The sequence below is a fragment of the Serratia marcescens genome (assembly GCF_006715005.1).
GTDB classification, from domain to species: domain Bacteria; phylum Pseudomonadota; class Gammaproteobacteria; order Enterobacterales; family Enterobacteriaceae; genus Serratia; species Serratia montpellierensis.
In genome coordinates this window covers 432,462-457,224 of the sequence record NZ_VFMJ01000001.1, presented here as the reverse complement: position 1 = coordinate 457,224, position 24,763 = coordinate 432,462, and the positions used below count along the sequence as shown (strand labels likewise).

Here is a 24,763-nt window from a genome sequence, read left to right as displayed (position 1 = left end):
CTATTCGATCCAGATGTGAGGCTTACCGTTAAACTGCTGATACCGCGTCACGATGTAGGATTTACCGTCGAACTCCACCGGATCATTACGCCGGGGGCGGTAGCCCGCTGTAAATACCACCAACGAGATGCCATCCCCGCTGACCGCCTGCAGTTCGGGTAAAAAATGCGCCTCCACGACAATATGAGGCGCCCCACTCAACATGACAGGCTTGCCGAACCGGGATTGCGTGACGCGATCCATCCGCGCGGCCATCCTGTCAAACGGGTTAGCCATTGAGTTTTACCGCAACCACAGTGACGTCTTTCGCCGCCGTCTCCCAGGCAAAGCCAGCAGCCACAGCGTCTGTGGCGGCCAACTGCACGACGCCATCCTTGATGAATACCTTTTTGCCGGCCGGAATGGCATCCGCCGCCAATTTAGGCAGTTGGAATACCCCGGAAACGAAGCCATCACCGGTGCGGCCGGTAGCGATGTCCGTAATCGCTACGGCGACCAGATCACCCACGACAACAGGATCGCCGCTGGCAATATCCGCGGCGGCCGCGGTAATAGCGATGGTGTTACCGTTCTGCACAAAATTCTTAGCCATTTGAAACTCTCCATACGGCCCCAGAGGGGCCGAATTTCAGGTATAAAAAAAGCCCGTCAGGGCCATAATGATTGCGCGGTTGGCTTATTTGCCGGACGAATACGTCAGGCCGCGGTGATCGATCGGGGCCACGCCAGCGTCAATGCGTACCTTGGTCGCGATACCGTCAGTGTTGAAACCCTCTTGCTGATCGATATATGGCACGTCAACGCCATTGAGATACGCAACCTCAATGGTGTCGCTGCCCTTGGCCGATGCCAGATACCATGCGGCCGGATCCGCGTCGTCAAGGCGCGCCTCGCCAATCACAGAGGCAAAGTTTTGGATTGGGTTGATAATGCCGGCGTTAATATCGGCCCCTTTCACACTGGCCGACTTGATAGTCTGGTTGGCAACTGTCTCCAGCGCCGTCGGCACCAGCAGGAACGCAGGACGAATATTCAGCGAACGGCCGGTAGTCGGTTCTTTTTGCGTACGCATCAGCTGACGGGCTTTATCCAGGTTTGCCACATCAATGGCGCCGGTGGTCATGTTTTTGTGGTCGGCACTGAAGAGCTTTTTACCGTCCGACATGACTTTGTTGTCCACCAGCACGGCATAGACCAGATCGCCGATCGTTGCTTTCGCCGCCCGGCCCATCTTCATCGGTACATCGGTCAGCTGATTGAGATCGTCGTTGATGATGGCCTGGCGGGTGATAGAGAAGATCTCACCATAGGTCGCCAGCGCAATTTTTTCGCCACGATCACCGGTGGTAACGTACTTATATTCGGCACCTTCACGCACCTGGCGCAACGATGGGAAACCGCCCAGTCCCACGCGGGTTGCAGTTTTAAAGTCGGAAAGCTGGCCTTTCTTCGTCCACTGTTCAAACGTTTCGGCGGCTTCTTCCCAACCCTGCAAAATCGACTTGTTAGCCACATCCAGCAGAATATTGCCGAAGTCGGACGTGCTGTGGGTCAACGCCAAACCAACCATTTGAACCGGGTTTAACGTCGAAACGCTGATGCCACGTTCAGTCAGCGACATACGCGCCAACTCACGCATCGTCATACCGTTATACGCGTTGCTGTTGTCGCGCTCTTCATAGCCGGCGCGCGCCATCAACATCTGACGGACACTATCGCCAACAATGTTACCGTTACCGATATGTGCTTTTGCGCCGCCCGTGGTTTTGTCTGACGGGGTCGTATCTTTACCCAGCATTTCCAGCAGCTTATCTTTTGCCGCAGAGACGGTGCAATCCAGATCAGCAATGCAGCTGGCCTGAAGTTCCTGATGCTTGCCGCCAAACATGGCAAACAGGTTATTGATGTCGGTCACACGGGCCTTTTGCTCTGCCACCACCTGCGCGCGGATCGTAGCAACATCCACGGTATTTTCGGGTACCGTCGGGGCTGGTTGTGGCTTAGGCTGCGGTGCAGGAGTCGTGCTATTACGCGGCGGGGTGATCAGGTTACGGATATCATTTGGCATTTTTTCAAAATCCTCAATGCGTTTGGAATGAATACAGGCCATGGCCTGCAGAGAGGGGATGACCTGATCAGCGAAACCTAAAGCGAGGCATTCTTTGCCATCCATCCAGGTTTCATCGTCAAGCATGGCGGCGATTTCATCCGCCGACTTTCCTGTTTTGGCGACATAGGCCGGGATCAACACGTTCTCGACCTTATCCAACAAGTCTGCGTAGTCCCGCATGTCGTTGGCGTCGCCGCCGGCGAAGCCCCATGGCTTATGGATCATCATCATGGTGTTTTCAGGCATGATGACGGGATTGCCAACCATCGCGATCACTGACGCCATGGAAGCCGCCAGGCCGTCAATATGTACTGTGATCGCAGCGCCATGATTGCGCAGGGCATTAAAAATGGCGATGCCATCAAAAACATCGCCACCCGGAGAGTTGATATGCAGGTTAATCTGGGTAATGTCACCCAGTGCCTGCAACTCATTAACAAACTGCTTGGCCGTGATCCCCCAGTAGCCGATCTCGTCATAGATGTAGATATCAGCAGAGCTGTTGGCCTTGGCCTGCATGCGAAACCAAGAGTTATTTCTTCCGGCGTTCGCTTTGGGACGAAGACTCGTCCTGTTTCGTTGCTTCGGCACTGGTGCCTCCTTTGTCGTTGGCGGGATCGGTATCAAACACCAGCCCCAGCTTGTTGTTTTCGTCAATTTCAGCTTTGCGCCGGCGCTTCACCTCCGCCGGATTGGCGCCGCGAGAACGGATCCAATCACTTTCAGTGGCAGCGCCGCCTCTCACCTGAACTTTCCAGCCATTGGCCTCTTTCAGCGGGTCAATCCACGGCATCACCGGGCCGCTATACACAGCGTTAAACAGCGATTTCTGATCGAGATCAGCCGGGGTTTTTATCACGCCAGAGGTGATCGCCATCTGCAGCCAGTTTCGGTAATTCGGGCGAGAAATCGCGGCCACAAACGAATCTTGCAGGATGTTGTACCCCTCGAATGACTCCACCAGCTCTTGGCGTTGGGAGGAATAGGTGCCGTTATAATCCCGCGCGATGCTGGAGTAGCTGCCACGACTACCGGCGGATACTGCCCGTAACTGCCCATTACGGAAGTTTTCAAGGTTAGGATTAGGACGATCCGACTTAATCATGCCGATTTCTTCACCCGGCTGAAGCCCATCAAAGAGCATGCCAGGGACGATATCCATTTCACGATCATCATCTGGTGAGTTATCCCCATCGTAAGACTGCCCATCACCTTTTTTTACGTACATGCCGAGCGCAGCGGCAATACGGGCTGCGGTCAATTCAGCATCCTCGTAATCCTTCAGCGCACTGAGTCGGATAAGGATCCCGGAAAGCAAGCTGTTACCCCTGACCTGATGCAAGCGACGCACAAATTTCAGGTGCAGCATGTTCTCTGCTGCGATCTCTTTGACATTTCCCAGAGCAATTCCCGACGTGATCAGAGATTTGTAAACCTGATATTTTTTTGGCCGCCCCCAGTCATTAAGGAAAATCCCCTGACAAAGCCCGGCGCCACTGTCATTGCTGTCCAGTGGCACAAAATCAGGCTCCAGGGCTTCCAGCCAAAACGGCACGCCGGCCTGCGGGGTCAACCCGGCCACTTTTCCCTGAACCATCTGGCAGAACACCTCGCCATCCCGCAGCCAGGTGCGCGCCAACAACCGCTCCATTACCGGGCGGGTATATTGCCCAGTAACTTCCGGTGCCACAGACCACTCCGCCCATGCGGCTCGAATCTCCTTGGCCAGATCATCCGCCACCTCTCCAGTTCGTAGAAGCGGCTGAGGCTCAACGATGATCCCGCGCGCACCGACAATGCGTTCCTCCATCTTGTCCAGTAAGCCGATCACCAGATCGTGGTTGTTATCCAGCCAGCGCGCCTGCTCACGCAATGAGCGTCCACCAAACTGCGTCAACTGGTTAGCGTTACGGTTTTCTCTGCGAGCCTTATGGGTTCGAGTCGGCATTACCGCCTCATAGGCAGCAATCTTATAGCGGGCCTGCAGCCGACCAGCTTTCCATGCCGGCGAGAGAATGCCGATCACATCATCGATAAAACTCATGGGAACCTCGCCACTTTGTACATCGGCCGCCCACGACGCGATGCGATCAGATCGCCTAGCCTTCGCTCCCAATAAGCCCGCCCTTTGCGGATTTCTGACAGGCTTTCCATCGTCATTGATTGGCCGTTAAACGTGATCGACTTCCCCTCCAGAACCGCCTTTTCCGCAGCCACGTAGCCCTGGATCATGTTTTCGATATCGGCCTGATTCATAGCCACCCTCCTGAAGAATTAATAGGCGCCCACGCCGAAGTTTTATTTTCAGCGCCAGCGGGATCTTTTGGTTCGGTTTCACGTACTGCTTTTGGGCGGGATACTGGTTTTGTTGCTGGTAACGGGGAGGTTGAATATTCAAAGGGTTCTGCCCACGGTGGCGGTTTCTCCCATTTGATCTTCTCGTAACCTCGCAAGATCACCAGCGCCTGTGCGTAAACCATCAAGTCGAATGCTTCGTTGGCACCGCGGCCCGGCTTCTTCCACTTTCCATCTGGACTGCGCTCTTCGTACGTCAGCTCGTCATAAAACCATTCGCCGATCCAGTCGGGGAAATGCACAAAGTTAGCCCCTGGCGTACCGCGCAGCAGCGCGTTATTAATCCGGTCTTTCAACGCGTTGGTTTGCAGAAGATAAAGCGGCACATCCCCACGTGCTTGCGCGCGTCGGTTTGAACGTTCTGTATTATCGGGGAATGTTTTACTGATTAGCTTGCTGCGTGCCTGGCTGTCACCCTTGAAGAGATAGACTCTCTTCTGCACCCCATCCCGGCGGCATTTGCGCCAGAATTCGTACGCATTACCCGTTACACCGTCCTCACCGCCGGAGTCAACGGCCATCGCCAGCACAGGCATTTTTACGCTGGGGTCTTTATCCAACGGCCAACATTTATCCAGAACATCCGTACGCAATAAGTCCCAGTCTTCAAGATAGGCGGCCGGATCAACCGGCAAACTTTCGCCGTTCTTATCAAAACGCATCGACTGCCTGATGTTGTAGCGATCCACCAGCCAGCGCTCGCCATGAGCGCCATATCCCATGACCTGCACGACAAAACGACGATTTTTCCCGCCCTGAACATCCACCGTTGCCACAAGGAAGCGTACCCCTTCGGGAACCGCGCGCTTCGTGACAGGCTCCGCCCGTGCCATCAGTGCATCCGATTTTCGCTGTTCGGTTGCCGACTGCGGCAGATATGGCAAGCCCCAGTCGGTATTGATGATCGCTTTCAGCGTTTCCTCGCTGCCATTGGCTTCAAAGTCTTGTTCAGCCGTCAGCAGCTTATAAACCAGCTGTGCCCAGGTTTGATACGCCGCCGCCGGCCCTTCCATCCAGAATGAGGCGATGCGCGATCGCCGCGGCTCGCCATAACGTTCACCGTTTGCCCTGATTTTCTCCCCATCTTTCAGCCACACACCGCGGCCGTTCAGTTCACGCTTTTGATTTGCGGTTATCCGCCCGGCACAGTGAGGGCATTCCATATAAGCTGCCTCGCTGGCCACGACCGGATCGGTATGTTCGCGGAACCCCGTCATATTCGCTTTAACAGGCTGGAAGAATTCACCACAGTGTGGGCATGGCCAATACCAGCGGCGGCGATCGCCACGATTAAACAGCGACAAGATACCGGTTGTCGGCGGCGCTTCATGCAACGAACTCGGCCGCCATTTCCCATCGGTGATCTCTCGCCCTGGTGAGCTTTCCACCAGAGTCATGCCCGAAGACATAAACGTGGTAGTTCGCTTCGATGCCAGTGAGAAACCATCCCCTTCTCCATCAATATCATCCGGCCAGCGGTCATAGTCCGTCAGGGCTACAAACCGATAATCCGATGATGACATGATGTTGACCGATGGCCACCCGATCTTCAGGTAGTTGCCTGCCCGGAATGTTTTATCGTGGACGTTATTGTCGTTGGTTCGGGGACTAAGGCGCTGTGCCACTTCCTTGCTGACACGAAACGTCCTGTCGAGGCGCTTTTTGGAATGTTCGCGGGCTTTCTCTTCGGTCATCTGAATAAGCAGAAAATCAGCCGGGTCGCAGACGATGGTATAGACGATCCAGCCGTCAATAAGCCCTACCGTTTTCCCTGTCCGCGCCGGGCCGACAAAGACCACTGCGTCATACTCGCGCGATGCCAGGCAATTCATCGGCTCAATAATATACGGGGTGAGCGTCGCATCCCATGGAAGCGAACTCCCGGCGCCCATTGGTACCCGCATATACTTGGCAACAGCCTGCGCCACCGGCATGCGCCGCGGCGGTTTTAGTAATGTGGCCACTTCACGACGCAGGGCGCTGGCCGATGCGTAACAGTTAGCTATCATCGTTTTCCCCCTCCACTGTCACGACTTCCGCAGCCAACATTTCCCGCATTTCGTCTATCGCGGCCTGAGCTTCAGCTATCTGATCCGGGCGCCAGCCCCGGTCACGCTCCAGCTTATCTGGCCAGGTATCCAGCACCTGCGAAATGGCCTTAACCAATAACGCCATTTCCCGGTGTGCCTCTGATGCCGGGAGCAGCTGTTTAAGCGACTCCTCAAGCTTGATTCGTTCATTTTCCGACTGGTACCAGTCCTTGCGGTCTTTCGGCCCCATCTTGTTCGGATTCTGAAGATCTTCAATATCGGCGGGCTCGGGCGCGCCAAACAACACTGGCCCCACGTCTTTAAGGGCATAAACAGGGTTGCCTTTCACCGTGCCGGCGATCGGCGTATTAGCCTCAAGCAGCCGCTTTCGCACCGTGCCGCGGTTCAGCCCAAAAGCTTCAGCAATCTTCGCTACGCTCCAGTTGTAGGTGTCCCTCAGATTGCTGATGTTGGACATTGACACCTCACGTTGTCAGGTGAAGTCACGATTTATTTCGTTAACTCAAAGGGTTGCAAGCTGGTCAGATGACAGTGCCTTTTCGATTTTGTCACCTGATTTACGTTTTTATCACTATATATCAAATAGTTATTACACCTGCTGCTGACAGCATGAAAACTCAAAAACTAGCCGTTTTCCGCGAGGTCGCCGCCCCGTGGCTGGGGTACCCCCTCGGGAGTACCTTTTGATAATAATTATCATTTAAGAATGGCATTCAGGCGGAAACTTGTTGTTTTGGCTTATCGCCGGCCGTGAACCTCAGTCCAAAGCCTCCCTCCAGTCTGCAGCTCGCTTTCGATTGTCTTCTGAGCCGCTTTCATTGCCTGTTTGCTAACTTGTTTCATGAGATGGGAAACTTGTGCATCGCTGATGAACACTTGACCATCACTAACTGTGAAGGCCGTGCGCGGAGGATTAGCTGTTTTGATACCAAACTTGCCAATCCGCAAACGCAGGACGCCCTTGTCGTCATAGAAGTTACTTACTGGCTTATCCTGGTGCCGTGCCTTCTGGATGCGTTCGTACAGATCGGCAATGCGCGTAAGCTGGCTCTCCAGCACAGTCAGGGATGCGCTATCAACATTGATGCCGAGGGTCATGGTGCCGATACTCTCGGCTGTCTTAGACTGATTGAGTCCAAGAATGGCATCAATATTATCCTGGTCATCGAAGACAGGCATATGGCCGCCTTTTACCGACAGCGTGATCGGGAAGTATTCCGGGATACCGTTTACCATAGTGCGCACGCCATGAAGGTCATAACGTGCAGTGCCGGCTGGGTTGCTTAACTCATAGCCGTCTTTGATAGCGGTTATGCCGAGGTTGCGCATCACTTCTCGCAGAGGTAACTGTTTCATTCAGAATCTCCAAATAGAAAAGCCACCAGCCTGCCGATGCGCAGGGTGCGCGGTAGGTGCAGGTAAATGGCTTTGGTTATTTTGCATTATCGATGGCCCTCGCAAAGGCCACCTGTAATGCCTATGGTTAGCAATCCGCGTCCGGTCGGGCCACTGCTCGGCAAGCCCACATGCAGGCTTCCTGCATCTTGGTGCGGGCGATAGCCAGACAGCGCATGGCTTCCATGCGGTTGTTCTCCTCCGGGGAGCCAGCCTCTACCGTCTCCAGCATGAGGTGTGTGCGTTCAAGGTCGAGTTGTTCGCAAAAATTACGGCTGATGTCTTTCAGATCGTTCATTTGCGCGATGTCGTCGGCGGTCAACGTGCGGTATCCCTTCACAGTGCTGCCATCTTGCGGTTTAGATTCGCTCATATAGAATTTCCTGCTAGTTCGTTGGATATAACCTCGGCGATGCAGTTGAACACCTCACGAGAATTCAGTGCGTTTATTCTGTCAAAGGCACTCATTGAATGCCTTTTGCAGAATTTTATAAATTTAGGTCAACTGCAGAACGCCGTGCTCTTTCGACTCCGAGTAGGCGATCAGGCCGCTGTACTCCGGCACGTGCTTACCATCATCCGCCTCGAACGCATCAATAAGCCCATGCGTAATGGTGTATGATGGCTGACCGTCTTCAGCCGCGAACCGTGCCAGCTCTTTGATTTGCTCTTGAGTCAGCACAATCTTGCTGACCTCCATCTCTTCCATGCGGCGGCGCTTCTCTTCTAAATAGCGCTTACGGCGCTCGTAAAACTGCTTGCTCATTGTTCTCTCCCGGCGCTCTGCGCCCACTTGATTAACGCCTCCATGCGTGAGGCGCACACCTTCATTTCGCCTTGTTTGGCGTGCAGCGCTGTCACTGCATCACCGAACGTTGTGCCAGTGAACGGCGCGTCATCGCACTGTTGCAGCAGCACCGCTGGCGGCAGGACGTAAATCATCTGCGTGCTCTGCGGCTTTGGCCTGTCCGCGCAGGATGTTGAGAGCAGCACCAGGCAGAGGCTTGTTGCTACAGCCGCTCGCGTCCAGAGCCTCGCGCAACGCTTTGTTTTCTGCATCAGCCTTTCCCCTCAGTTTCCGCTCTTTTTCCAACTGCGCGGCGCTAGCTTGCCTGTCAGCGTCGGAAGCCTGTTTCATCGCCACCAGTGCCGCGTCTTTGGTTCCCATCTTTTCCATCAGCGCGCCGTTATCCCTTTTGGATTTATCCAGGTCATCGCGCAGAGAAAGCGTGTAGAGCACCAGCACAGCGGCCAGCAGCGCCACCAGCAGAGGCCACGCTTTGATCATTACATCCCACCACCAGCGCCAGCTCATAACAGCACCTTGCAAGCACGCTCGAAGCGTTCGCGCCTGTCCTGCAGGCCGTTAGTCCCGCCGTTAATGCGCCGCGTGGTAAACTCGACATCACCAGCGTTGCGACCACAGTCGTTAGCTTTCCAGTACCAGCCAGCCGAACGCATGCCGTTCAGGTCTTCTTCCAGCAGTTCTGGATGACCAACCAGGTCAAGCTTCAGCGCCGGGCCGCAAGCCATGTAGTTTTTCAGGCCGGTCGTTTGCATAGGCCCGCGTCCGCGATACTTCCAACCATCACCGCTGGCGCTGTTACCCATTCGTCCGCCGTAGACCAGATTGGCAATAGCTTCCTGCTTGGCTGGCTGCTGGGCTGTACGCCCCAACATCCGGCACTGATAGTCAGTCAGCCGCTTGGCTTTCGATTTAGGGCCGAATGTAGCGATCAAGCCATCAACGCTGTAGTTGAATGATTCGACCTTGGCCGTGAAGCCGTTCGACTCATGGCCGATTTGCGCGATAAACATCGCCTGCTCTAACGGCTTGTTGATGCCGAATTCTGCAAACGTTACGAGCAGATGCGGATACCAGCGCGCAGCTAACCCGGCGCTGATACCTGCCGCCCGTTGAAAGTCGTTTTGTGTCATAGGTCTATCTCAAGAAAGGTTTAGCCAGGTGCATGACATTCCCGCGTGCCGCCAGCACCGTGACGCAAAACGCGATATTGATGAATGTCTCCGACCAATCGGCACAAACGTACTCACCGGTCAGGATGCGGATTGGTACGGACGCCGCCGCGATAATGAGGAAATATGCCGCCCATGCGGCTAATGGCCGATGAGTGCCACCAGCCCTGCGAAATGTCATCAGACGCAACGCAATAGCCGTGCAGGCCACCGCATTCACAATCAAGATAATTTCACTGGCCATCACCACTACCTCCCCGTAGCCGCTTAAACCACTGCCCCGGATTTTCCGACTGCTTGCTGATGTACATGAAGATGCGAACCGCCACAGCAGCAGCAACTACAGCACCCAGCGGCCTTTCAGCGTGAATAGCATCCGGGGTCAGGTAGTTGATGGCGTCAGTGACGAACCCAGCCGCCAGCGTGCCAATCATGAACGATGCCAGGAACGACGCCAGACGATGCCAGATTGAAAGATCAGCTGCCGACAGGACATAAATCACAGCACCAGCGAAAGCACCGATGATTACGCCCGTATCTGCTCCCGCCACCAGCCCAGCAATAGTGATACCGCCAATCATGTAAGTCCCTGCGGCGGTACTGGTTACCGGTTCGGACATGAGTTATCTCCTGTGTTAGCTCAGCCGATGCCGGGCGTTAGAAACGACAAAGGCCACCAGCGTTAGCAAGTGGCCTTTGAAATAATGATTATGAGTATCAGAGCGAAGCCCCATCACCCCGATGCTGACGCACCCCCTCAGTGGGTACACCGGTTAATGTTAGATGAGGCTTCGCTTTAATTTTTACATAAAAAAACCCGCTCGAGGCGGGTCATTTTGTTGCATCGCTTGATGGTACAGCTTCGCGAAAGCATACCTGTATTATGCAGTTTCTTTGGCTATTTTCAAGCTGTTTTTGCATTTTTCTTCATTTTCGATGCAGATAGCCGCACGAACGGCGACGAACACCGCAGAATTAAATATTTCAATGCACCAGCGCACCCGGTCATCAACCTGATCGCGTGTCAGCCAGGGGGCGTAATGATTTTGCATGTAGCGCCCCAGCACCGACACCGTGTTGTTCCGGCCCGTGTAGAACAGCTTGCCGATGATGTAGACCGGGTTATCGTGCTTCATCGACGCCAGCACCGCTTTTTCCATGAAGTCGCATTCCTCGCCAGCGTCAGCAGCCACCAGCATCGACTCAAGCGAGCGGTGCGGCCAAAGAATTGTGGTCGCCTTCTTCAACTGCTCTTCCCCGCGATACCCGAGTTTGCGCAGGTCGCCCAGCACCTTCACAATTCGCGCCGCGCTTTCGTCGTCCCACTGCTCAGGCACGATTTGCCCCCATACACCGCTGCCGCCGCTGCACTTCAACTTCCCGTCGGTGTTGCCGCCGTACATATCGCCCCAGGCGTTCAACAGCGAGGTGATCCACAATGTTTGCAGCCGGGTCAGGCGCTGGTACTTACCCAGGTACTTCTTGCGAGGAACACCGGCAACAGTCGCCCATGCGTTGTGTTTGATTTCTCGTTTCTGTTTTGGGGTCATCATGCTGCCTTCTCCTGCTTCAATGCTTTGCGTTTGGCTTTATACGTGTCGCGGATGCGCTCATAGTCACTGCGGCCCAGCTTGCCGACTTTCGGCGGTGGCCCCATTAACCGGTCAAAACGTGCCTGGCCTATCTTGGCTATCAGGTTAGGACGGTACTCGCTCAGGTTCGCGGATTTGAAGTTGTTGCAGACCGAGCACTGCTTGTGGCAGTTATCTTCATCAAAGCGCAGCTCCGGATGGCTCCCGACGGTTCGGTAATGCCCGGCGTGATATTGGCCGGTGTGATAGCGTCCACAGCTGATGCATGGCTCGTCGGCATCGCGCTCGCGGATGTAGGCGTTAAATTCGGTCTGCGCCTGGTTGATGAAGTAGCGCAGCGGCTTAACGGCCAGCTTGCGAATTTTCAGCTTGTCCTTACGTTCCCTTTCCTCAAGACGCTTACGTGCGTCACGCTGGTATGCGATAGCGCAGAGCGGGCCACAGACCTTTTGCAGGTACTTCACCGGCGTGAACGTTTCACCGCATTGGGCGCACTTTTTCGCCTTGTACTGCTTCGGCTTAGTTGGTTTTTTCATTGTTTTCCTCGCGGTGGAATACCCACTCGTAGACCTCTGAGCCGTTAAGCAGCAGATCGTTAAAGTCGCCGGATTTCGGCCAGCGCACTGAGACTTGTTGCAGATCGTTCTTTGCCAGCAGATTGGCGCGGGCGCACTCAAACGCCGCAGCGTGGCCGGATGCGTTCTTGTCTGCGTCAGCAAAGATGATCAGGCGTTGCACTCCACGCGGTACGCGGAACTTCTTCATGAAGGTGGTGTTCAGCGTCGCCCATGTGTTGCATTGCGTGATTTGATGGCAGGACAGCGCGGTTTCGATGCCCTCAGCGATGCCCAGCGTGGTGGACGGCGGGAACATGCGGATAGCGACCGAACTGGCGTGCTCCAGATAGCTGTCCTCTTGCAGCTTCATCATCTTTTTCGGCGCGCCAGCTACCGTGGCTTTCTTATCGCCGTCGAGCAGGGTGCGGTGCAGGTAACACAGCTCGCCTTTGTCGTCCGTTGCCAGCGCATAGATGGATTGGTATTCGCCACCCGCTGCGCGTTGCCGGTCGCAGTAGCGGACGTTGTCTTGTGGCAGGCTGGTGATGCCGCGCAGCTTAAGGTAACGGTCTGCGCCGGTGCCTTTCAGGCTGGTCAGCGATGCAAACTTGCAGCTCACGCGCTGGCGTTGCGAGGCTATGCCAGATGAAGGGCCACCAGCTTGATAACCCTCTTCCGGCGAGTAGACGCGGCCAATCAGCTTATCGACCTCTGCCGCCAGCGTTTTAAAGTCCTTGCCGGTTGCCCCGGTCAGTAGCGCCCAACCGTCCCCCGCGCCGCATGCGCAGATGTAAGAGCCGGTGCCGTTCTTGTCGTCGCAACGATATTTGCCCTTGCGGCCACACAGCGGGCATTCACCCTTAAAATGTTTTTTCCCAGTTACCGGGGGGAGGCCGTAAAACCCGAATATTTTCGGCCAATGGCCGATAGCTGCCTGTTTGGTATTCATGCGGCTTTCCCTTCGTTTTGCTTAGATTTTGCGTAGGCAATCTGTGTTGATTTGATGAAGTTGCTCACCACTGGTGTGATGGCCATCGGTGCGTGATACAGCCCTTGCGGCCATACCCCGAATTTTTTGCGGTAGACATGCGAGCACCAGCCGTCACTTACCGGTTTGCCCTGGGCGGCGCGCATGCGTTGGTAGTAGATGATTTGACTCCACCAGGCTTGTTTCACTTCTTTGGTGACAACCTCCTTGGCTTGCTTCACTTTTTTCAGGCCGCGTGACTTATCGGTTTCTACGTCCTCACCGGCGATCGGCTTGAAGCCACATTTCGGGCAGATGTAGACGCCGACCGGCTTCACGTAGTGGCATTGGGTGCATTCTTTCGGCAGGCGCTCAGGCTGGTCAGTCTTAACCACGCGCGCGGGCGTTTTCTCCATCCCGTCAGAACTGGCGGGCAGGTAGTCATATTCGATATCGTCGGGATAGCCGAGCTTATGCACGGTGCCTGTGTGGTCGAAGATGAGGCAGTGGTCTTTACCGGGCGCAGTGCGCAGGCCACGGCCAAGGCATTGCAGCCAGCGGATTTCTGATTTCGTCGGGCGGGCGTAGATGATGCAGCGGACATCGCTATCAAAACCGGCCACCAGCACGCCGACGTTGACGATGATCTTCGTGATGCCCTGCTCAAACCGGCGGATCGTCATCTGGCGGTCTTCGTGTGGCGTCGCCGCCGTCATCACTTCAACGGTCACACCCACTCTGCTGAATTCAACGGTCACGTAATTTGCGTGGGCCACGTTGACGCAAAAACAAATGGTCGGGCGGTCTTCCCCGTTCTCCAGCCAGTTCTTAACGATATCGCCCACCAGCGTCGGGTCGCTCATCACATCTGCAGCCTGCTGTTCTTTGTAGTCTCGGCCATAGCCTGCTTGCTCTGACGTCTCCACTTCGCTCAGGTCTGGGTGCGAAGGGGCATAAAATTCGTATTTGCTCAGCGCGCCGATAGCGATCAGCTCTTTCATCGTCGTCGGCTTGATCAGCTTCTGGTAATACGTCCCCAGCCAAGCCGAGAACGGAGTACCGGACAACCCGATCACTTTCACGCCTTTAGCGGTCAGCTCGTCGATGAACTCCAGCATTTTTTTGCGCTTCAGGTGGGCTTCGTCGATGATCAGCAGATCGATGTTGTCGGGGAAGTCACGGCGGATCAGCGTGTCGGCTGATGCGATTTGAATAAGGCGGCTTGGGTCATAGGCTGGATGGTCGCGCCAGATGTAGCCGATCTCCTCGGCAGGCAAGCCGTACTCAATAAAACGCGTTGCGGTCTGGTCGAGCAGGACGGTATACGGGGCCACAAACATTATGCGCATGTTGCGGCTGATGAACCCGCTGGCGATCAGCGCCGCGATTGCGGTTTTGCCGAACCCGACCGGGGCGTACATCATGAACGAGGCGTATTGCTTCCACGCCGCGCGCAGCATGTTCAGTGCAACTATCTGTTTTTCGCGTGGCTGGATTGTAAGCGTCATCGTTATCTCCTCGTTTAATCGTCTAGCCGTCTAAATGTCCGTTTGGCGTTTTTAAACACTCGATCCCTTAAAGATCTTCTCTCTGGTAAAGCCCGTTCCTTCCCCCACACCCCAACCCGATCACCCCCCTTTCCCCCCTCTTACCCTTCCCCTCTCCCCCGTTTAAAAAAACACCGGCTAAAAAATTCATGCCGCTACCCTGTTTTGCCCCACCAGCGGTGGCGCGGTTGTCATGCCCTGGCCTGCCCGTGAATACCGCTCGACGTACAGCCGCAGGCGCGTGTTAGCCGCTTTGCGGCCTGCGTTCTCCTGGCGGTAAGAAACCTCCTCGGCGTCAAACGCTGTGCGGTAAGCCTCCTCGTAGGTGTGCGCAATCTTCCCGCGCTGCCCGTGCGGTAACTTACCGAGCTGGTCTTGAATCCATGCGGCATCCTCGCGGCAATACACCGCAGGCATGGCGGTTCGAACAAACGATGCAGGCTGCATACGCTTACCCTCCGGTTGTGAAATACAGAGTCCCTACGGCATAGGATCGCGCCACTTCGCTGTGTGGATTGGGGTGACTTCCGCCGGGCAGAACACGCTATAGAGCAACAGGATGTGCTCCTGGAACGTCGCGATCAGGCGGTAGGTATTGGCGTCCAGCGCTTTACGCTCAGCGGCGTCTATCTCGCCGTCTTCGGTAAATTTGCGGACAAGTTCGGAGTGCTTGCCGATGTACTCAATCGCTTCCATCAGCTTGGCGTTGATGTCGTCTCGATCGACGTCTTCAACTTCGGGCAGTCGCACGTTCACGCTGCGAGACTGGCGGGATACAGCGTCAGCAAAGTGGGTATTGCCACCAGCCTGCTGTAAAACCATGAGCCAGCCGATCGGGAAAATTTGGTTGCTGTTTGGGCGAAGACGGTTAAACAGCGCGTCTTCCGTAACCCCCAGCCACTGTGCAGCCTCAGCATAGCCACCAGGCAGACCAGTGATAATTTTGCGGGCGACACTGACCACCCATTCAGGCTGTTTTTCTGCCTGCCAGTCCGGCGCTTTTTGCTGTGACACAGTTGTACTCCTCGGGCTGTGGTTACTTTTAAGCTGCTGATTTTTTATGATCGAGTTCAGGCCAAATCTTTTCCCAGTCATACGGGTGAAGGTCTTTCCTGCTAACGGAGCCACCGGAGTTAATTTCAATAGAAACTGACAACGCGGCTCCTAGCTTTTGTTTTTTACTTATTGCTTTACGCAAGTATTCAAGTGAGGTTTCGCACTTGGATGCAAATTCTCTTTGTTTATCAAGCTGTAAAGCGTTTAGGTATGCTCTCAACGTTTCCATAACGCCTCCTGTATCTGGAAACGAAGTATACCCATGAGTAATTTTTTATCAATACCTTTAGGTCATTTACCTGAAAGTAACTTTGCGTAAGATGGAAGAATGAAAACTGAGACGCCTGACATATTCGAGCTGCGCCGCCTGAAACTTCAGGAACTCGTAGCTACTTTTAAGACACAGAGGGAGTTCGCTGACGCAGCGGGACTAAACCCAACTGTGGTTTCTCGTATGCTTTACCCGGCTGGTAAGCAGCATAAGCGAAACATTGGGGAGCAATCCGCCAGGCAAATTGAAGATGCGTTGGGAGTTTCCAGAGGGTGGATGGATGGTTTGGGTCAAACTTCTATGACGGGGCTTGAAGTTTCACTTCCGAATCGTGACATTTACCGTGTTGAGGTGTTAGACCTCACGGTCAGCGCAGGCCCTGGGTCATTCATGCTATCGGATATGATAGAGGTACTTTCTGCTATTGAGTTCACGACAGAACACGCCAGAGCATTGTTCGGCAGTCGAGCTTCAAAAGACATTAAGGTTATGACCGTTGACGGGGATAGCATGTACCCCACCATCAAATCAGGTGATCGACTTTTCTTCGATGTATCCGTTAGAGAATTCAAGACTGATGGTGTCTATGCTTTTGTTTTTGGTAAAACCTTTCATGTTAAGCGCCTGCAAATGCAAGGGCTAGAGTTAGCGGTACTATCTGATAATCCGATGCTTGAAAAGTGGTATATCCGCGAAGACAACCAAGATCAGTTTTACGTTATGGGAAAAGCTCTTTTGCAGGAATCCATCCAATACAGCAAGTTATGATTAGCCCGGTGCATTGTCCGGGCTACATCCTCAAAACTTTCCTTCTCTAACCAATTTCGCCGCATCACGTAAAACGCCTTTGTGGATTGTATTGCCAACTTCCCTACGTTTTTTTTCAAGATACTCTGACATTGCCGCGCGGCTGACTTCTTCCCCTTTTAATATCAAGTGAATAGCAGCTTCACCGACCTCTCCAGCAATGAACGCTGGCCGTTCATTTTCCCAATCGTTTTCCATTCACCCCTCCGTCACCTGTTCAAAATCCGAGCTTAACACTCATTGCAAGTAAATAAAACAATCATATAAATCAGTGTATTGATAACTTTTCAGATGAAAATATACCCACAGGTATTTACTTATAAATTACTCAAAGGTATATTTCACCCATCAACCCGGAACGCCACCAGCAAAACACCGCCGCAAACGTTACGGGAACGGCAGGAAGCCAACAGGCAACACGCCAAGGGGTGAGCGATGCAATCACTCCCCGGCCCCGAGAGGGATCGACCGGTAACGTTCTTTAAGGAAATAGCGGATTTACCCTGCCGCTGCCAGTGTGGGGCGGTAGGCATAAAACCACTACAGCAGAGGGTTACACGATGAAAAGTTACGACATGGTTCTCTACCGTGAACTTCGTGCAGATGGATTTGCAGCCATAGCAGCGCTGTTCTACGCCCGCAAAGCAAAACGCGGCTATTAACACCCACCGCGCCCTACGGGGCGCAATAGCAGGACTTCCTATGCGCAAAATTGTTTTGACTAACCGCATTCGCCGCCGAGCACGCCGGGAATTGCGCTCACAGCGTCGCCGAGCATTCAAGGCTTATGGCCATTGCAATCAAGCCAGCCTGCTGAATAGCTACGCGCGCTGGTATTTCTAACTCTATCGCGCCATTCGTGGCGCAACAGCAGGACTCGCCATGCAGAACATCTTAACAAAGCGTGAGCGCCGTAAAGCACGCCGGGAATTCCGAACCTTCCGCCGCGTTGCTATCCGAAAATTCGGTAATTGCGATGTTACCAGCTACCTGAACCGCCTGGCGCGTTGGTACTTCTGAAATAAATAGCCCCGGCTGCAGACGCCAATCTTTGCCGGGGCCTGACCAGTAGAACGGAGATTCAACATGATCAACCACAATGCTAACACAATCGTTGTAGACGGTATGCGCGTTGTCCCATCCGTGCAGGCCGTTCGCCTCACCTTCTTTGCCCGTCTGCGCAAAATCCTCTGCCAGAAAGGTCACCCGCTCTAAATCTCTGCTGTATGTAGTCTTTGGCGGCCGCCGAGCTTCAACCAACCCAAAGGAGGATGAAGATAATGTTCGTAGGCGAGCCGCCCTTTTTCATAGAGAGAAGAATTCAGGCATCCATTTAACCGTGGAGGGCGTCACCCGGCCCGAGTTCTTCTCTGTATGTGACGAGGAGAAATAGTATGTCTGAAAGCAAATGCACTCCCTTTAGCCAGCAGCTGGCTTATATCAACAAAGGCACCTTAGACCAGGAGCTTACCGAAGCGCAGGCCGAGGTTATTAAAATGGTTCGCGAAACCGGCAAGAAAGGCGCTGTTACTTTGACGCTGAATTGCCAGATGTTGAACAGCCGCGACGAAAACACGATGAAAATCACCCCGAACGTCAAGAAATCCATTCCTGAACTGGATCGGGCTGACACCATTATGTTCTCAACCGCCGATGGCGATTTAATGCGTGATGATCCATCTCAAGTGCAAATGGATTTGAAAGTCATTGATACAGCCCCCGCCGCAGCACCTATTAAGCTGCAAGCCCACGGCTAATTAATTTAGCCAGCAACGTTAATATTAATTAAGGAAAATAGCATGCAAGAACTTGCAAGCCTCGCTAATGGCTCAGTACGCGAAATTCAGGAATTGGCACTGACCGCGTTCACGCCGAAAACTGATATCCCGGTAGCAGTGGTTCCTGACAACCATGAAGTAAAAACGCTCGAGCATTTTCAGCTTCAACCTTCGCTGATTCGTCAGGCGGTACGTCTTATTTCGGTGTCCTCGCTGATCGCCTACGTTAAAAAGTTCGCTGATCCGCGTACTGCAATCTTCGCCGACAAATCTGAAACCCGCATTGAGGCCGTTTTGGATTACCACTCTGCGGCAAACTCACCAGAGTGGGCAAAGCATCGCGCTGTGTACGACTGCCCCTATTCCGATGAATGGCAGGAGTGGGAATCCCGTGACAAGCGCCCCATGAACCAGACCGATTTTGCAGAGTTCCTGGAAAACCACATCCAAGATATCGCGCCGGTCAGTGATAACTATAAAGGCCCATCCGGTACAGAACTGCTCGAAATGGTGCTGGCTTTCCAAGAGACGCGTAAAGCTGAGTTCAAGTCTGTGCGTCGCCTGCAGGACGGTACGTTCCAGATGTCCTACAGCGATGAAAAGGATGGCTCTGGTAATACTTCCCTGCCTGAAAAAATCAGTCTGGCTATCGCACCATTCCACAACGGCGCGCCTTACCAGGTTGAGGCCCGTATCCGCTACCGCCTGAAAGACGGCGGCTTAGCTCTTTGGTACGAACTTATCGAACCGAAAAAAATCGTTGAGCACGCTTTTACTGAGATCGTCGTAGACCTGGAAAACCAGCTCGAAAACATCCCGGTTTATGAAGGCTCAATTAAATAAAGTGCAGTCTTATGCGCCACCGTGTGTGGCGCATAGTGAAGCATTTTCACCCTCTAAGAATGGAAGATAATTATGGCAACTTTAAGTCAGCGTTATTCTGCAAAAGAAAGCATCGGTTCGGATATCACTACTCGCAAAACGTTTCTGGTTCCACTCAGTGAAATTTATGCTGAAGACGGCTATAACGTTCGCGAATTAAATCAGGCGCACGTTGAAGAGTTTAGGGATGCGTTTATTGCGGGGGAATATATACCACCGCTGGCAGTTGAAGTGACTGAGCAAGGCGTGAAGGTTATCGACGGCCACCACCGCTTCCACGGTGCGCTGTTGGCAAGTGAAGCTGGCCATGAGGTAATGCGTCTTGAGTGTAAGGATTTTGTGGGTACTGAGGCCGATAAAATCGCCTTCATGGTCACCAGTTCGCAAGGTCTGGCACTTACTCCTATCGAACGTGGTGCGGCCTATCAACGGCTGGTAAATCAAGGCTGGACTAACGCGGAGATCGCAAAGAAAGTTAAGCGTTCTGAGTCCGATATCCTCCAGCATCTGCAATTGCAGGAATGCAGCCCCTATATCAAGAGCCTGGTGCGCTCTGGTTCCATTAACTATGCCCTGGCTATTCAAATTAACCGCGAGCATGGCGTATATGCCGACCGTGAAGCCGCGCGCTTGATGAAAAAGGCCGAAGAATCCGGTAAGAAAAAAATCACTAAGAGCGTCGCCCAGCCACAATTCAGCGCCAAGAAAGCCCGTCGAATGCTGGAGCTGCTGTTTGATGCTGTGCCAATCGTGCAAGGCGATACCGATTCACTGATGTTAGCCAAAGGTGTTAAAGACGAGGTCATGCAGATAATTAATGATTATCGCAATGAAGGCCACCAGCAATGAGCATCAATCTGAATAATGCGCCTTTGTGGATTACTGCGAAGGCGCTGGAAAAATTAAAACAGTTCCGCGCCGGTCGATTATTCCCCAAAAGAACCTATGGCAAAAAATACCTGACCTTTCGTGTAAATAAACGCTGGCGCTTACGTTCAAAAGACGACGGCCATAATTGGCTGTTGCTTACCCACAATGATTACAACTGCGTGATCGATAAATAGAGGGAGGTGGAGCGTGGCTAAGCTGACTAAGGAACAGCGCGCAGAATTGCGGGAGAAGTTCGGCGGCCGGTGCGCTTACTGCGGTTGCGTACTGCCAGAAAAAGGCTGGCACGCCGACCACGTCGAACCGGTGATGCGTGAATCGGAGCAGGACATGGCGGCAGCGGCTAAAGGCCTGTTCAAGCTGAAGGCCACAGGCAAGGTATGGCACGAAAGCCGCGACTGCATAGAGAACCTCAACCCGGCGTGCGCGCCGTGCAACCTGTTCAAAACGACCTACAGCCTCGAAACGTTCCGCGAGCAGATAGCAGCCCAGGCGGAGAGAGCTCGAGCATATAGCGTCAACTTCCGCACCGCTGAGCGCTTCGGCCTCGTTGAAGTTAAGGATGCTCCAGTCGTTTTTTGGTTTGAACGCTATCAGGAGGCCCAGCATGGCTAAGCGCGATGACATCTTTAAGGTTGGCGAAGTGTGGCAGTCCCCTCGCGGGACTCTCTACAAGGTGATGGCTGTTGATGGAAATCAGGCAACGCTGCGCCTTGGTTCGTTTGGCGATGACCGAATCGTTCGTCGCTGGGTTCACCAAAACTACGGATGGAAGCTGTGGGCCGAGGCCCAGGAGAAAGCATTATGAAAAACAATATCGTAATTACAGGTCGTGCATTCGTTGAATTTCGCCGAGTAATCAGCGGGCTCGATAACGCTGAAACCAGAGAGATTATCAACAACCACGATTTGGCAGCTCAACAGGTCGAGCTTGAGCATTGCCTTACCATTGTGGAAATCAACGACATTGACATTGAGGTAAATCCGCAATGACTAATTTGAGCGAACTGAACAAGCCGGTGGCGTATTCACTGCGATTTCGGAATATGCATACCGGCGAGCCTGATAAAAAAATCAACGCTAACACCACTTTCTCTACGCTGGAGAAAGCCAAGGCATATGGTCTGGGTAGCCGGTATGTAACTCAAGACGACGGTAAGATAGTTAGCGTTCGTGACCCAGCACAAGACCCTATCGTTGAGCCGCTCTACTCGCAAGAGTACGTCTCCGCCCTGCTGGCAGAGCTGGAGGCGAAGGATAAGCGCATTATCGGGATTGAGCGTCATGTCAAAGACATCGAGGCAACGCTGATATCGGCGACAGACGAGGTTGCAGACCTCACGAACGAACGCGATGAGGCGCGCCCAAGCTGGCTACGCCGGTGCGGTTGCAATCGCCGTGGGTGGACAAAGCAGGCAATCGCTGGCTGCTGGAAGGAGCGACAGCCGATGTAATCCGTGCCAGCGGGTTTGCGGTCACTGTAGAGGGGGGATGCGTAGGATGACTGAATTAATCAAGCCAACGAAGAAAGGTCTGAACGATGGCACTGTTGAATATCTGACTTCAGATGATTGCCGATTTCTGGTAATGCGCGGTGACTATACCGAAGCCGAAATTATCCAGGCAGCGGTAAATCAAGACCAAATCGATAGCGACATTGCTGAGACCTGGGCGCGCACCGCTCGATATTACCAATCCTGGTACAAGGTAAGCCCGACTGGCGGCCAGGATGGTTACGGTAGCTGGCACTACCCACGCGATACGCCGTGCCGTGGTGCCTATTTCGCATCAACATTGTGCTGGGACTGAGGGAGGATGCATGACACTCACGACTCACAGCCAGGATAAATATTGATGAACCATTTGATGCTTGACATTGAAACGCTGGGTAAGAATCCCAGCGCCCCTATCTTGACTATCGGCGCTGTGCTTTTTAACCCGCACAGCGGAGAGCTTGGCGAGCAGTTCTACACCGCCGTAGACCTGCAAAGCGTCATGGCCGGTAAGGCGACACCTGAAGCCGATACGATTATTTGGTGGATGAAGCAAAGCAGCGAAGCCCGCGCGGCTATCTGCGTTGACGGTGCGCCGTCGTTGCTGTCTGCGTTATATGACCTGAATAAGTTTATCCGGGCCAATGTCGCCAATCCTCGTAGCCTGCGCGTGTGGGGGAACGGAGCTGTATTCGATAACGTGATCCTGCGTGAGTCTTACCAGCGTGAATGCGTTCCGTTGCCGTGGGAGTGGTACAACGACAGGGACGTGCGCACTATCGTTGAGCTTGGCCGCGTAGTTGGCTTTGATCCCAAGCGTGATATGCCGTTTGACGGCGAGCGCCACAACGCATTAGCCGATGCTATCCATCAGGCGAAGTATGTTTCCGCAATTTATCAGCGCCTGTTTTCAGGCCACCAGCAAGATTAAATCAAGGGGGGGTCATGAATAATAAAAAAGAAGGTACAGAGCTGGATTTGCTAACCCCAGAAGAGGTGTGCAAACTTATTGGAGGGGTTACTACTAAAACTTTGAGGGATTGGAATAACAATCACCGTCACCGGCAGATTTTAGCGCCCATTCGGTTTACACATAAAGTAGTCCGGTATGAGCGCAAAAATGTTTTGGCTTTTATTGCTAAATGCAGAAGCGTTTATTAACGTTTCTTTCTTAATAACGCAACCTGAGCGAGTATACTAGTCTCATGTGCCTCAAAGGCCAGCCGCTTCAGTGCCATCTCTTCATTTAATATTTCGTCGGAGAAATCATAAAACTCGCCCATAGGGTCTGATTCTTTGTCAGAGTGATGCATACACAATATGCTTATTTCCTTCGAATCACTTCGTGAATAACCTTTATCTCTCATCGTGGCGATAACATTACTCTTCAGGAATTTTCGGCACATTGTATTAAATGCACCTTCTTTCCCCTTCACAGTACCATCATGCCTAATACCTTTCACGGCGTTCTCTGGGCTATAAATTTTTATTAGCTTGTCCAGGGAACGCTTAGAAAATGGCTGTGATGGATCACGCGGCTGGAGGAACACGTAATCTTTGTTGCACCCTTCTACAGAATCCCTCCAGACTTTCTGCTCCTCCAGAATCTGCCGGATGCCTGGTGTTATCGGTAGCCGGAATTCTTTCTGAGTTTTCATAGCCCCGCGCATGCCAATTACCCCAGCCGGATACACTATTTCCCCAGCCTGCTCATTGATAAAACTCCAGCGCAAGTTACTGACGTTGATCGGCCTGACGCCGGTGAGGATCATATACCGCATCGCGTTTTTCTGATGCACTGATTTGGCCGCAGCGATGTTAAGCCACAATCCCGCGATAGACTCAATATCGGTAAACAGGCGTGTCGGCGTTGGCTTCTGGACTCGCGATGATATGTAATCACTCGGCAGACTGGCGGCAACGTTGCGCCCGTTACAGTAACGTGGCGCGCCAAACTTCCATAGCCGTCGCAGTTCTGCTGATAGCTCTAACGCCTGATTATTGGATTTGGTTTCTATCCAGAGATCGAAAACTTCAAGCAGGCGGTTATACGTCACATCGCTGAAAACCTCACGTTCACCGAACGCGGCAGCTATTTGTTTCGTCCGTGTGCAGTAGGTTTTAAAGCTATCCTCCCCCAGCTTTTTACGCTGAACCTTAGCGTATAAGTCCTCTTCATACTCTCTGATAGCCTGCTGAACTGACTCAGCCTTCAAGCCATTATCGGCGATGTCCTGAGCTTTTTCCCTGGCGATCTGAATAGCCATTTCTGGCCACTCCCCCAGTTTTTTACCTTTAAGCCCCATCTTCTTTGGGAACTCAGCGTAGAACGTAACCTTTCCTGCTTTGCTAAAATCTATGCGCAGGTAGTTGTCTTTTTCGTACTTCGATCGCCGAGCTTGGCCGAGGTGCGCCAAAATGATTTTGGCGGCAGCAACACAGATTCTCATGTGTGAGCTTGCATAAGGTGGCTTGCAGTCTTCCCAACGCGCAGATGCGGCCACGAACTCATCATTTTTGGGGATATCCTGCATCTGTGTTACAGTGCGCGGCATTGATATTTCCTTGTATCAGAGGCCACCAGCACTAAGCTCACACATGAGGTTAAATCTGGGGGCTAAAAAAGGCATGTGTTGCCATTCTGTGTTGCTGAACATGGTTTTTCAATGTTTCAAACACTGTATAAATATACACATAGTGCGGAATCGTGCGCAATAACTAAAGCCTATAAATGCATGATTTAAATAGATTAAACTCGTAAGTGATTGATATGGCATTACTAATAACAAAGCGGTGTATCAACTGCGACATGTGCGAGCCGGAATGCCCGAACCAGGCGATTTCGATGGGCGATGAGATTTATCAGATCGATACCGATCGCTGCACCGAATGCATCGGCCATTACGATACGCCGACCTGCCAGCAGGTTTGCCCGATCGACAACACCATCATCACCGATCCGCAGCATCGCGAGACCAACGAACAGCTGTGGGACAAGTTTGTGGTGCTGCACCACGCCGATCGCATTTAATCCGCC

The 24,763-nt window shown here is 53.2% G+C and carries 38 protein-coding genes; 13 read left to right on the top strand and 25 right to left on the bottom strand.

Going from position 1 to position 24,763, the window contains the following annotated elements; translation table 11 throughout:
- The 22 genes from FHU12_RS02245 to FHU12_RS02145 all read right to left on the bottom strand — a co-directional run bounded on the left by FHU12_RS02245 (window position 1) and on the right by FHU12_RS02145 (window position 15,836).
- Complete coding sequence (locus FHU12_RS02245) at window positions 1-276, bottom strand: ATP-binding protein (protein WP_043138198.1); 276 nt, start codon at window positions 274-276, stop codon at window positions 1-3.
- Complete coding sequence (locus FHU12_RS02240; protein WP_141967141.1) at window positions 269-592, bottom strand: DUF2190 family protein; 324 nt, start codon at window positions 590-592, stop codon at window positions 269-271. The genes FHU12_RS02245 and FHU12_RS02240 overlap by 8 nt, the downstream gene beginning before the upstream one ends.
- An 84-nt stretch (window positions 593-676) precedes the next feature.
- On the bottom strand, window positions 677-2,701 hold the full coding sequence (locus tag FHU12_RS02235) for a ClpP-like prohead protease/major capsid protein fusion protein (RefSeq protein ID WP_141967139.1): 2,025 nt from the start codon (window positions 2,699-2,701) through the stop codon (window positions 677-679).
- Window positions 2,643-4,154 (bottom strand): phage portal protein, encoded by a 1,512-nt coding sequence (locus tag FHU12_RS02230; protein WP_103798694.1) that lies wholly within the window; start codon window positions 4,152-4,154, stop codon window positions 2,643-2,645. The genes FHU12_RS02235 and FHU12_RS02230 overlap by 59 nt, the downstream gene beginning before the upstream one ends.
- Entirely contained in the window at window positions 4,151-4,366 is a 216-nt protein-coding gene (locus FHU12_RS02225) for a DUF6148 family protein (protein ID WP_141967137.1), read from the bottom strand. The genes FHU12_RS02230 and FHU12_RS02225 overlap by 4 nt, the downstream gene beginning before the upstream one ends.
- On the bottom strand, window positions 4,363-6,474 hold the full coding sequence (locus tag FHU12_RS02220) for a phage terminase large subunit family protein (protein ID WP_141967135.1): 2,112 nt from the start codon (window positions 6,472-6,474) through the stop codon (window positions 4,363-4,365). Before FHU12_RS02220 ends, FHU12_RS02225 begins: the two co-directional genes overlap by 4 nt.
- Entirely contained in the window at window positions 6,464-6,973 is a 510-nt protein-coding gene (locus FHU12_RS02215) for a DUF1441 family protein (RefSeq protein WP_141967133.1), read from the bottom strand. Before FHU12_RS02215 ends, FHU12_RS02220 begins: the two co-directional genes overlap by 11 nt.
- Window positions 6,974-7,254: 281 nt before the next feature.
- Window positions 7,255-7,872 (bottom strand): hypothetical protein, encoded by a 618-nt coding sequence (locus tag FHU12_RS02210; protein WP_141967131.1) that lies wholly within the window; start codon window positions 7,870-7,872, stop codon window positions 7,255-7,257.
- Between the two features lie 127 nt (window positions 7,873-7,999).
- Window positions 8,000-8,284: an Acb2/Tad1 domain-containing protein gene (locus tag FHU12_RS02205; RefSeq protein ID WP_141967129.1), complete on the bottom strand. Its 285-nt coding sequence runs from the start codon at window positions 8,282-8,284 to the stop codon at window positions 8,000-8,002.
- Window positions 8,285-8,407: 123 nt separating this feature from the next.
- Window positions 8,408-8,611: a hypothetical protein gene (locus tag FHU12_RS02200; protein ID WP_141972821.1), complete on the bottom strand. Its 204-nt coding sequence runs from the start codon at window positions 8,609-8,611 to the stop codon at window positions 8,408-8,410.
- A 62-nt stretch (window positions 8,612-8,673) separates the two neighbouring features.
- Window positions 8,674-8,853 (bottom strand): Rz1-like lysis system protein LysC, encoded by a 180-nt coding sequence (gene lysC / locus FHU12_RS27600; protein ID WP_074181246.1) that lies wholly within the window; start codon window positions 8,851-8,853, stop codon window positions 8,674-8,676.
- Entirely contained in the window at window positions 8,807-9,226 is a 420-nt protein-coding gene (locus tag FHU12_RS02195) for a DUF2570 family protein (protein ID WP_141967127.1), read from the bottom strand. The genes lysC and FHU12_RS02195 overlap by 47 nt, the downstream gene beginning before the upstream one ends.
- Entirely contained in the window at window positions 9,223-9,849 is a 627-nt protein-coding gene (locus FHU12_RS02190) for a glycoside hydrolase family 19 protein (protein WP_141967125.1), read from the bottom strand. The genes FHU12_RS02195 and FHU12_RS02190 overlap by 4 nt, the downstream gene beginning before the upstream one ends.
- Window positions 9,850-9,853: 4 nt before the next feature.
- On the bottom strand, window positions 9,854-10,132 hold the full coding sequence (locus FHU12_RS02185) for a phage holin family protein (protein ID WP_033655083.1): 279 nt from the start codon (window positions 10,130-10,132) through the stop codon (window positions 9,854-9,856).
- A complete protein-coding gene (locus FHU12_RS02180; RefSeq protein ID WP_033655082.1) occupies window positions 10,122-10,508 on the bottom strand; it encodes a putative holin in 387 nt (128 codons plus the stop codon). The genes FHU12_RS02185 and FHU12_RS02180 overlap by 11 nt, the downstream gene beginning before the upstream one ends.
- 261 nt (window positions 10,509-10,769) lie before the next feature.
- Window positions 10,770-11,441 (bottom strand): hypothetical protein, encoded by a 672-nt coding sequence (locus FHU12_RS02175; protein ID WP_060446481.1) that lies wholly within the window; start codon window positions 11,439-11,441, stop codon window positions 10,770-10,772.
- On the bottom strand, window positions 11,438-12,016 hold the full coding sequence (locus FHU12_RS02170; protein ID WP_063990587.1) for a recombination protein NinG: 579 nt from the start codon (window positions 12,014-12,016) through the stop codon (window positions 11,438-11,440). The genes FHU12_RS02175 and FHU12_RS02170 overlap by 4 nt, the downstream gene beginning before the upstream one ends.
- Window positions 12,000-12,986 carry a toprim domain-containing protein gene (locus FHU12_RS02165; RefSeq protein WP_141967123.1) on the bottom strand — a complete coding sequence of 329 codons (987 nt, stop codon included), beginning with the start codon at window positions 12,984-12,986 and terminating at the stop codon, window positions 12,000-12,002. Before FHU12_RS02165 ends, FHU12_RS02170 begins: the two co-directional genes overlap by 17 nt.
- Complete coding sequence (locus FHU12_RS02160) at window positions 12,983-14,512, bottom strand: DEAD/DEAH box helicase (protein ID WP_046687494.1); 1,530 nt, start codon at window positions 14,510-14,512, stop codon at window positions 12,983-12,985. Before FHU12_RS02160 ends, FHU12_RS02165 begins: the two co-directional genes overlap by 4 nt.
- A gap of 186 nt (window positions 14,513-14,698) precedes the next feature.
- Complete coding sequence (locus FHU12_RS02155) at window positions 14,699-14,998, bottom strand: hypothetical protein (protein ID WP_141967120.1); 300 nt, start codon at window positions 14,996-14,998, stop codon at window positions 14,699-14,701.
- 33 nt (window positions 14,999-15,031) lie between these two features.
- Window positions 15,032-15,565, bottom strand: coding sequence for a YmfL family putative regulatory protein (locus FHU12_RS02150; RefSeq protein WP_141967118.1), 534 nt, complete (start codon window positions 15,563-15,565; stop codon window positions 15,032-15,034).
- A 28-nt stretch (window positions 15,566-15,593) separates the two neighbouring features.
- Window positions 15,594-15,836 (bottom strand): helix-turn-helix domain-containing protein, encoded by a 243-nt coding sequence (locus tag FHU12_RS02145; protein ID WP_074181248.1) that lies wholly within the window; start codon window positions 15,834-15,836, stop codon window positions 15,594-15,596.
- Window positions 15,837-15,935: 99 nt separating this feature from the next.
- On the opposite strand from FHU12_RS02145, the gene FHU12_RS02140 reads away from it, so the two are divergent.
- Window positions 15,936-16,646 (top strand): LexA family transcriptional regulator, encoded by a 711-nt coding sequence (locus FHU12_RS02140; RefSeq protein WP_085337731.1) that lies wholly within the window; start codon window positions 15,936-15,938, stop codon window positions 16,644-16,646.
- A gap of 30 nt (window positions 16,647-16,676) precedes the next feature.
- On the opposite strand, the gene FHU12_RS02135 is transcribed toward FHU12_RS02140, so the two are convergent.
- Window positions 16,677-16,883, bottom strand: coding sequence for a hypothetical protein (locus tag FHU12_RS02135; RefSeq protein WP_074181249.1), 207 nt, complete (start codon window positions 16,881-16,883; stop codon window positions 16,677-16,679).
- 696 nt (window positions 16,884-17,579) lie between these two features.
- Entirely contained in the window at window positions 17,580-17,891 is a 312-nt protein-coding gene (locus FHU12_RS02130; RefSeq protein ID WP_141967116.1) for a hypothetical protein, read from the bottom strand.
- Window positions 17,892-18,079: 188 nt separating this feature from the next.
- On the opposite strand from FHU12_RS02130, the gene FHU12_RS02125 reads away from it, so the two are divergent.
- The 11 genes from FHU12_RS02125 (at window position 18,080) to FHU12_RS02075 (ending at window position 22,887) form a co-directional block, all read left to right on the top strand.
- The gene (locus FHU12_RS02125; protein ID WP_141967114.1) at window positions 18,080-18,442 is read left to right on the top strand and encodes a YfdP family phage-associated protein; all 363 of its coding nucleotides are present in this window, start codon (window positions 18,080-18,082) and stop codon (window positions 18,440-18,442) included.
- Window positions 18,443-18,484: 42 nt separating this feature from the next.
- Window positions 18,485-19,306, top strand: a complete 822-nt coding sequence (locus tag FHU12_RS02120; RefSeq protein WP_060446756.1) for a YfdQ family protein — start codon at window positions 18,485-18,487, stop codon at window positions 19,304-19,306.
- 72 nt (window positions 19,307-19,378) lie between these two features.
- The gene (locus FHU12_RS02115) at window positions 19,379-20,194 is read left to right on the top strand and encodes a ParB/RepB/Spo0J family partition protein (protein WP_141967112.1); all 816 of its coding nucleotides are present in this window, start codon (window positions 19,379-19,381) and stop codon (window positions 20,192-20,194) included.
- On the top strand, window positions 20,191-20,409 hold the full coding sequence (locus FHU12_RS02110) for a ParE family toxin-like protein (RefSeq protein ID WP_141967110.1): 219 nt from the start codon (window positions 20,191-20,193) through the stop codon (window positions 20,407-20,409). Before FHU12_RS02115 ends, FHU12_RS02110 begins: the two co-directional genes overlap by 4 nt.
- A gap of 13 nt (window positions 20,410-20,422) precedes the next feature.
- Window positions 20,423-20,848, top strand: coding sequence for an HNH endonuclease (locus tag FHU12_RS02105; protein WP_141967108.1), 426 nt, complete (start codon window positions 20,423-20,425; stop codon window positions 20,846-20,848).
- The gene (locus FHU12_RS02100) at window positions 20,841-21,041 is read left to right on the top strand and encodes a hypothetical protein (protein ID WP_141967106.1); all 201 of its coding nucleotides are present in this window, start codon (window positions 20,841-20,843) and stop codon (window positions 21,039-21,041) included. Before FHU12_RS02105 ends, FHU12_RS02100 begins: the two co-directional genes overlap by 8 nt.
- A complete protein-coding gene (locus tag FHU12_RS02095) occupies window positions 21,038-21,226 on the top strand; it encodes a hypothetical protein (protein WP_141967104.1) in 189 nt (62 codons plus the stop codon). The genes FHU12_RS02100 and FHU12_RS02095 overlap by 4 nt, the downstream gene beginning before the upstream one ends.
- Window positions 21,223-21,687 carry a hypothetical protein gene (locus FHU12_RS02090; protein WP_141967103.1) on the top strand — a complete coding sequence of 155 codons (465 nt, stop codon included), beginning with the start codon at window positions 21,223-21,225 and terminating at the stop codon, window positions 21,685-21,687. Before FHU12_RS02095 ends, FHU12_RS02090 begins: the two co-directional genes overlap by 4 nt.
- Before the next feature lie 46 nt (window positions 21,688-21,733).
- Window positions 21,734-22,042, top strand: coding sequence for a hypothetical protein (locus FHU12_RS02085; RefSeq protein ID WP_141967101.1), 309 nt, complete (start codon window positions 21,734-21,736; stop codon window positions 22,040-22,042).
- 45 nt (window positions 22,043-22,087) lie between these two features.
- Window positions 22,088-22,657 (top strand): 3'-5' exonuclease, encoded by a 570-nt coding sequence (locus FHU12_RS02080; RefSeq protein WP_141967099.1) that lies wholly within the window; start codon window positions 22,088-22,090, stop codon window positions 22,655-22,657.
- Window positions 22,658-22,671: 14 nt separating this feature from the next.
- The gene (locus FHU12_RS02075) at window positions 22,672-22,887 is read left to right on the top strand and encodes a helix-turn-helix domain-containing protein (RefSeq protein ID WP_096242538.1); all 216 of its coding nucleotides are present in this window, start codon (window positions 22,672-22,674) and stop codon (window positions 22,885-22,887) included.
- On the opposite strand, the gene FHU12_RS02070 is transcribed toward FHU12_RS02075, so the two are convergent.
- The gene (locus FHU12_RS02070) at window positions 22,884-24,281 is read right to left on the bottom strand and encodes a tyrosine-type recombinase/integrase (RefSeq protein WP_141967097.1); all 1,398 of its coding nucleotides are present in this window, start codon (window positions 24,279-24,281) and stop codon (window positions 22,884-22,886) included. The genes FHU12_RS02075 and FHU12_RS02070 overlap by 4 nt on opposite strands.
- A 215-nt stretch (window positions 24,282-24,496) precedes the next feature.
- Between FHU12_RS02070 and FHU12_RS02065 the strand changes: the two genes are divergently transcribed.
- Window positions 24,497-24,757: a YfhL family 4Fe-4S dicluster ferredoxin gene (locus tag FHU12_RS02065; RefSeq protein WP_060430557.1), complete on the top strand. Its 261-nt coding sequence runs from the start codon at window positions 24,497-24,499 to the stop codon at window positions 24,755-24,757.
- Window positions 24,758-24,763: the final 6 nt, after the last annotated feature.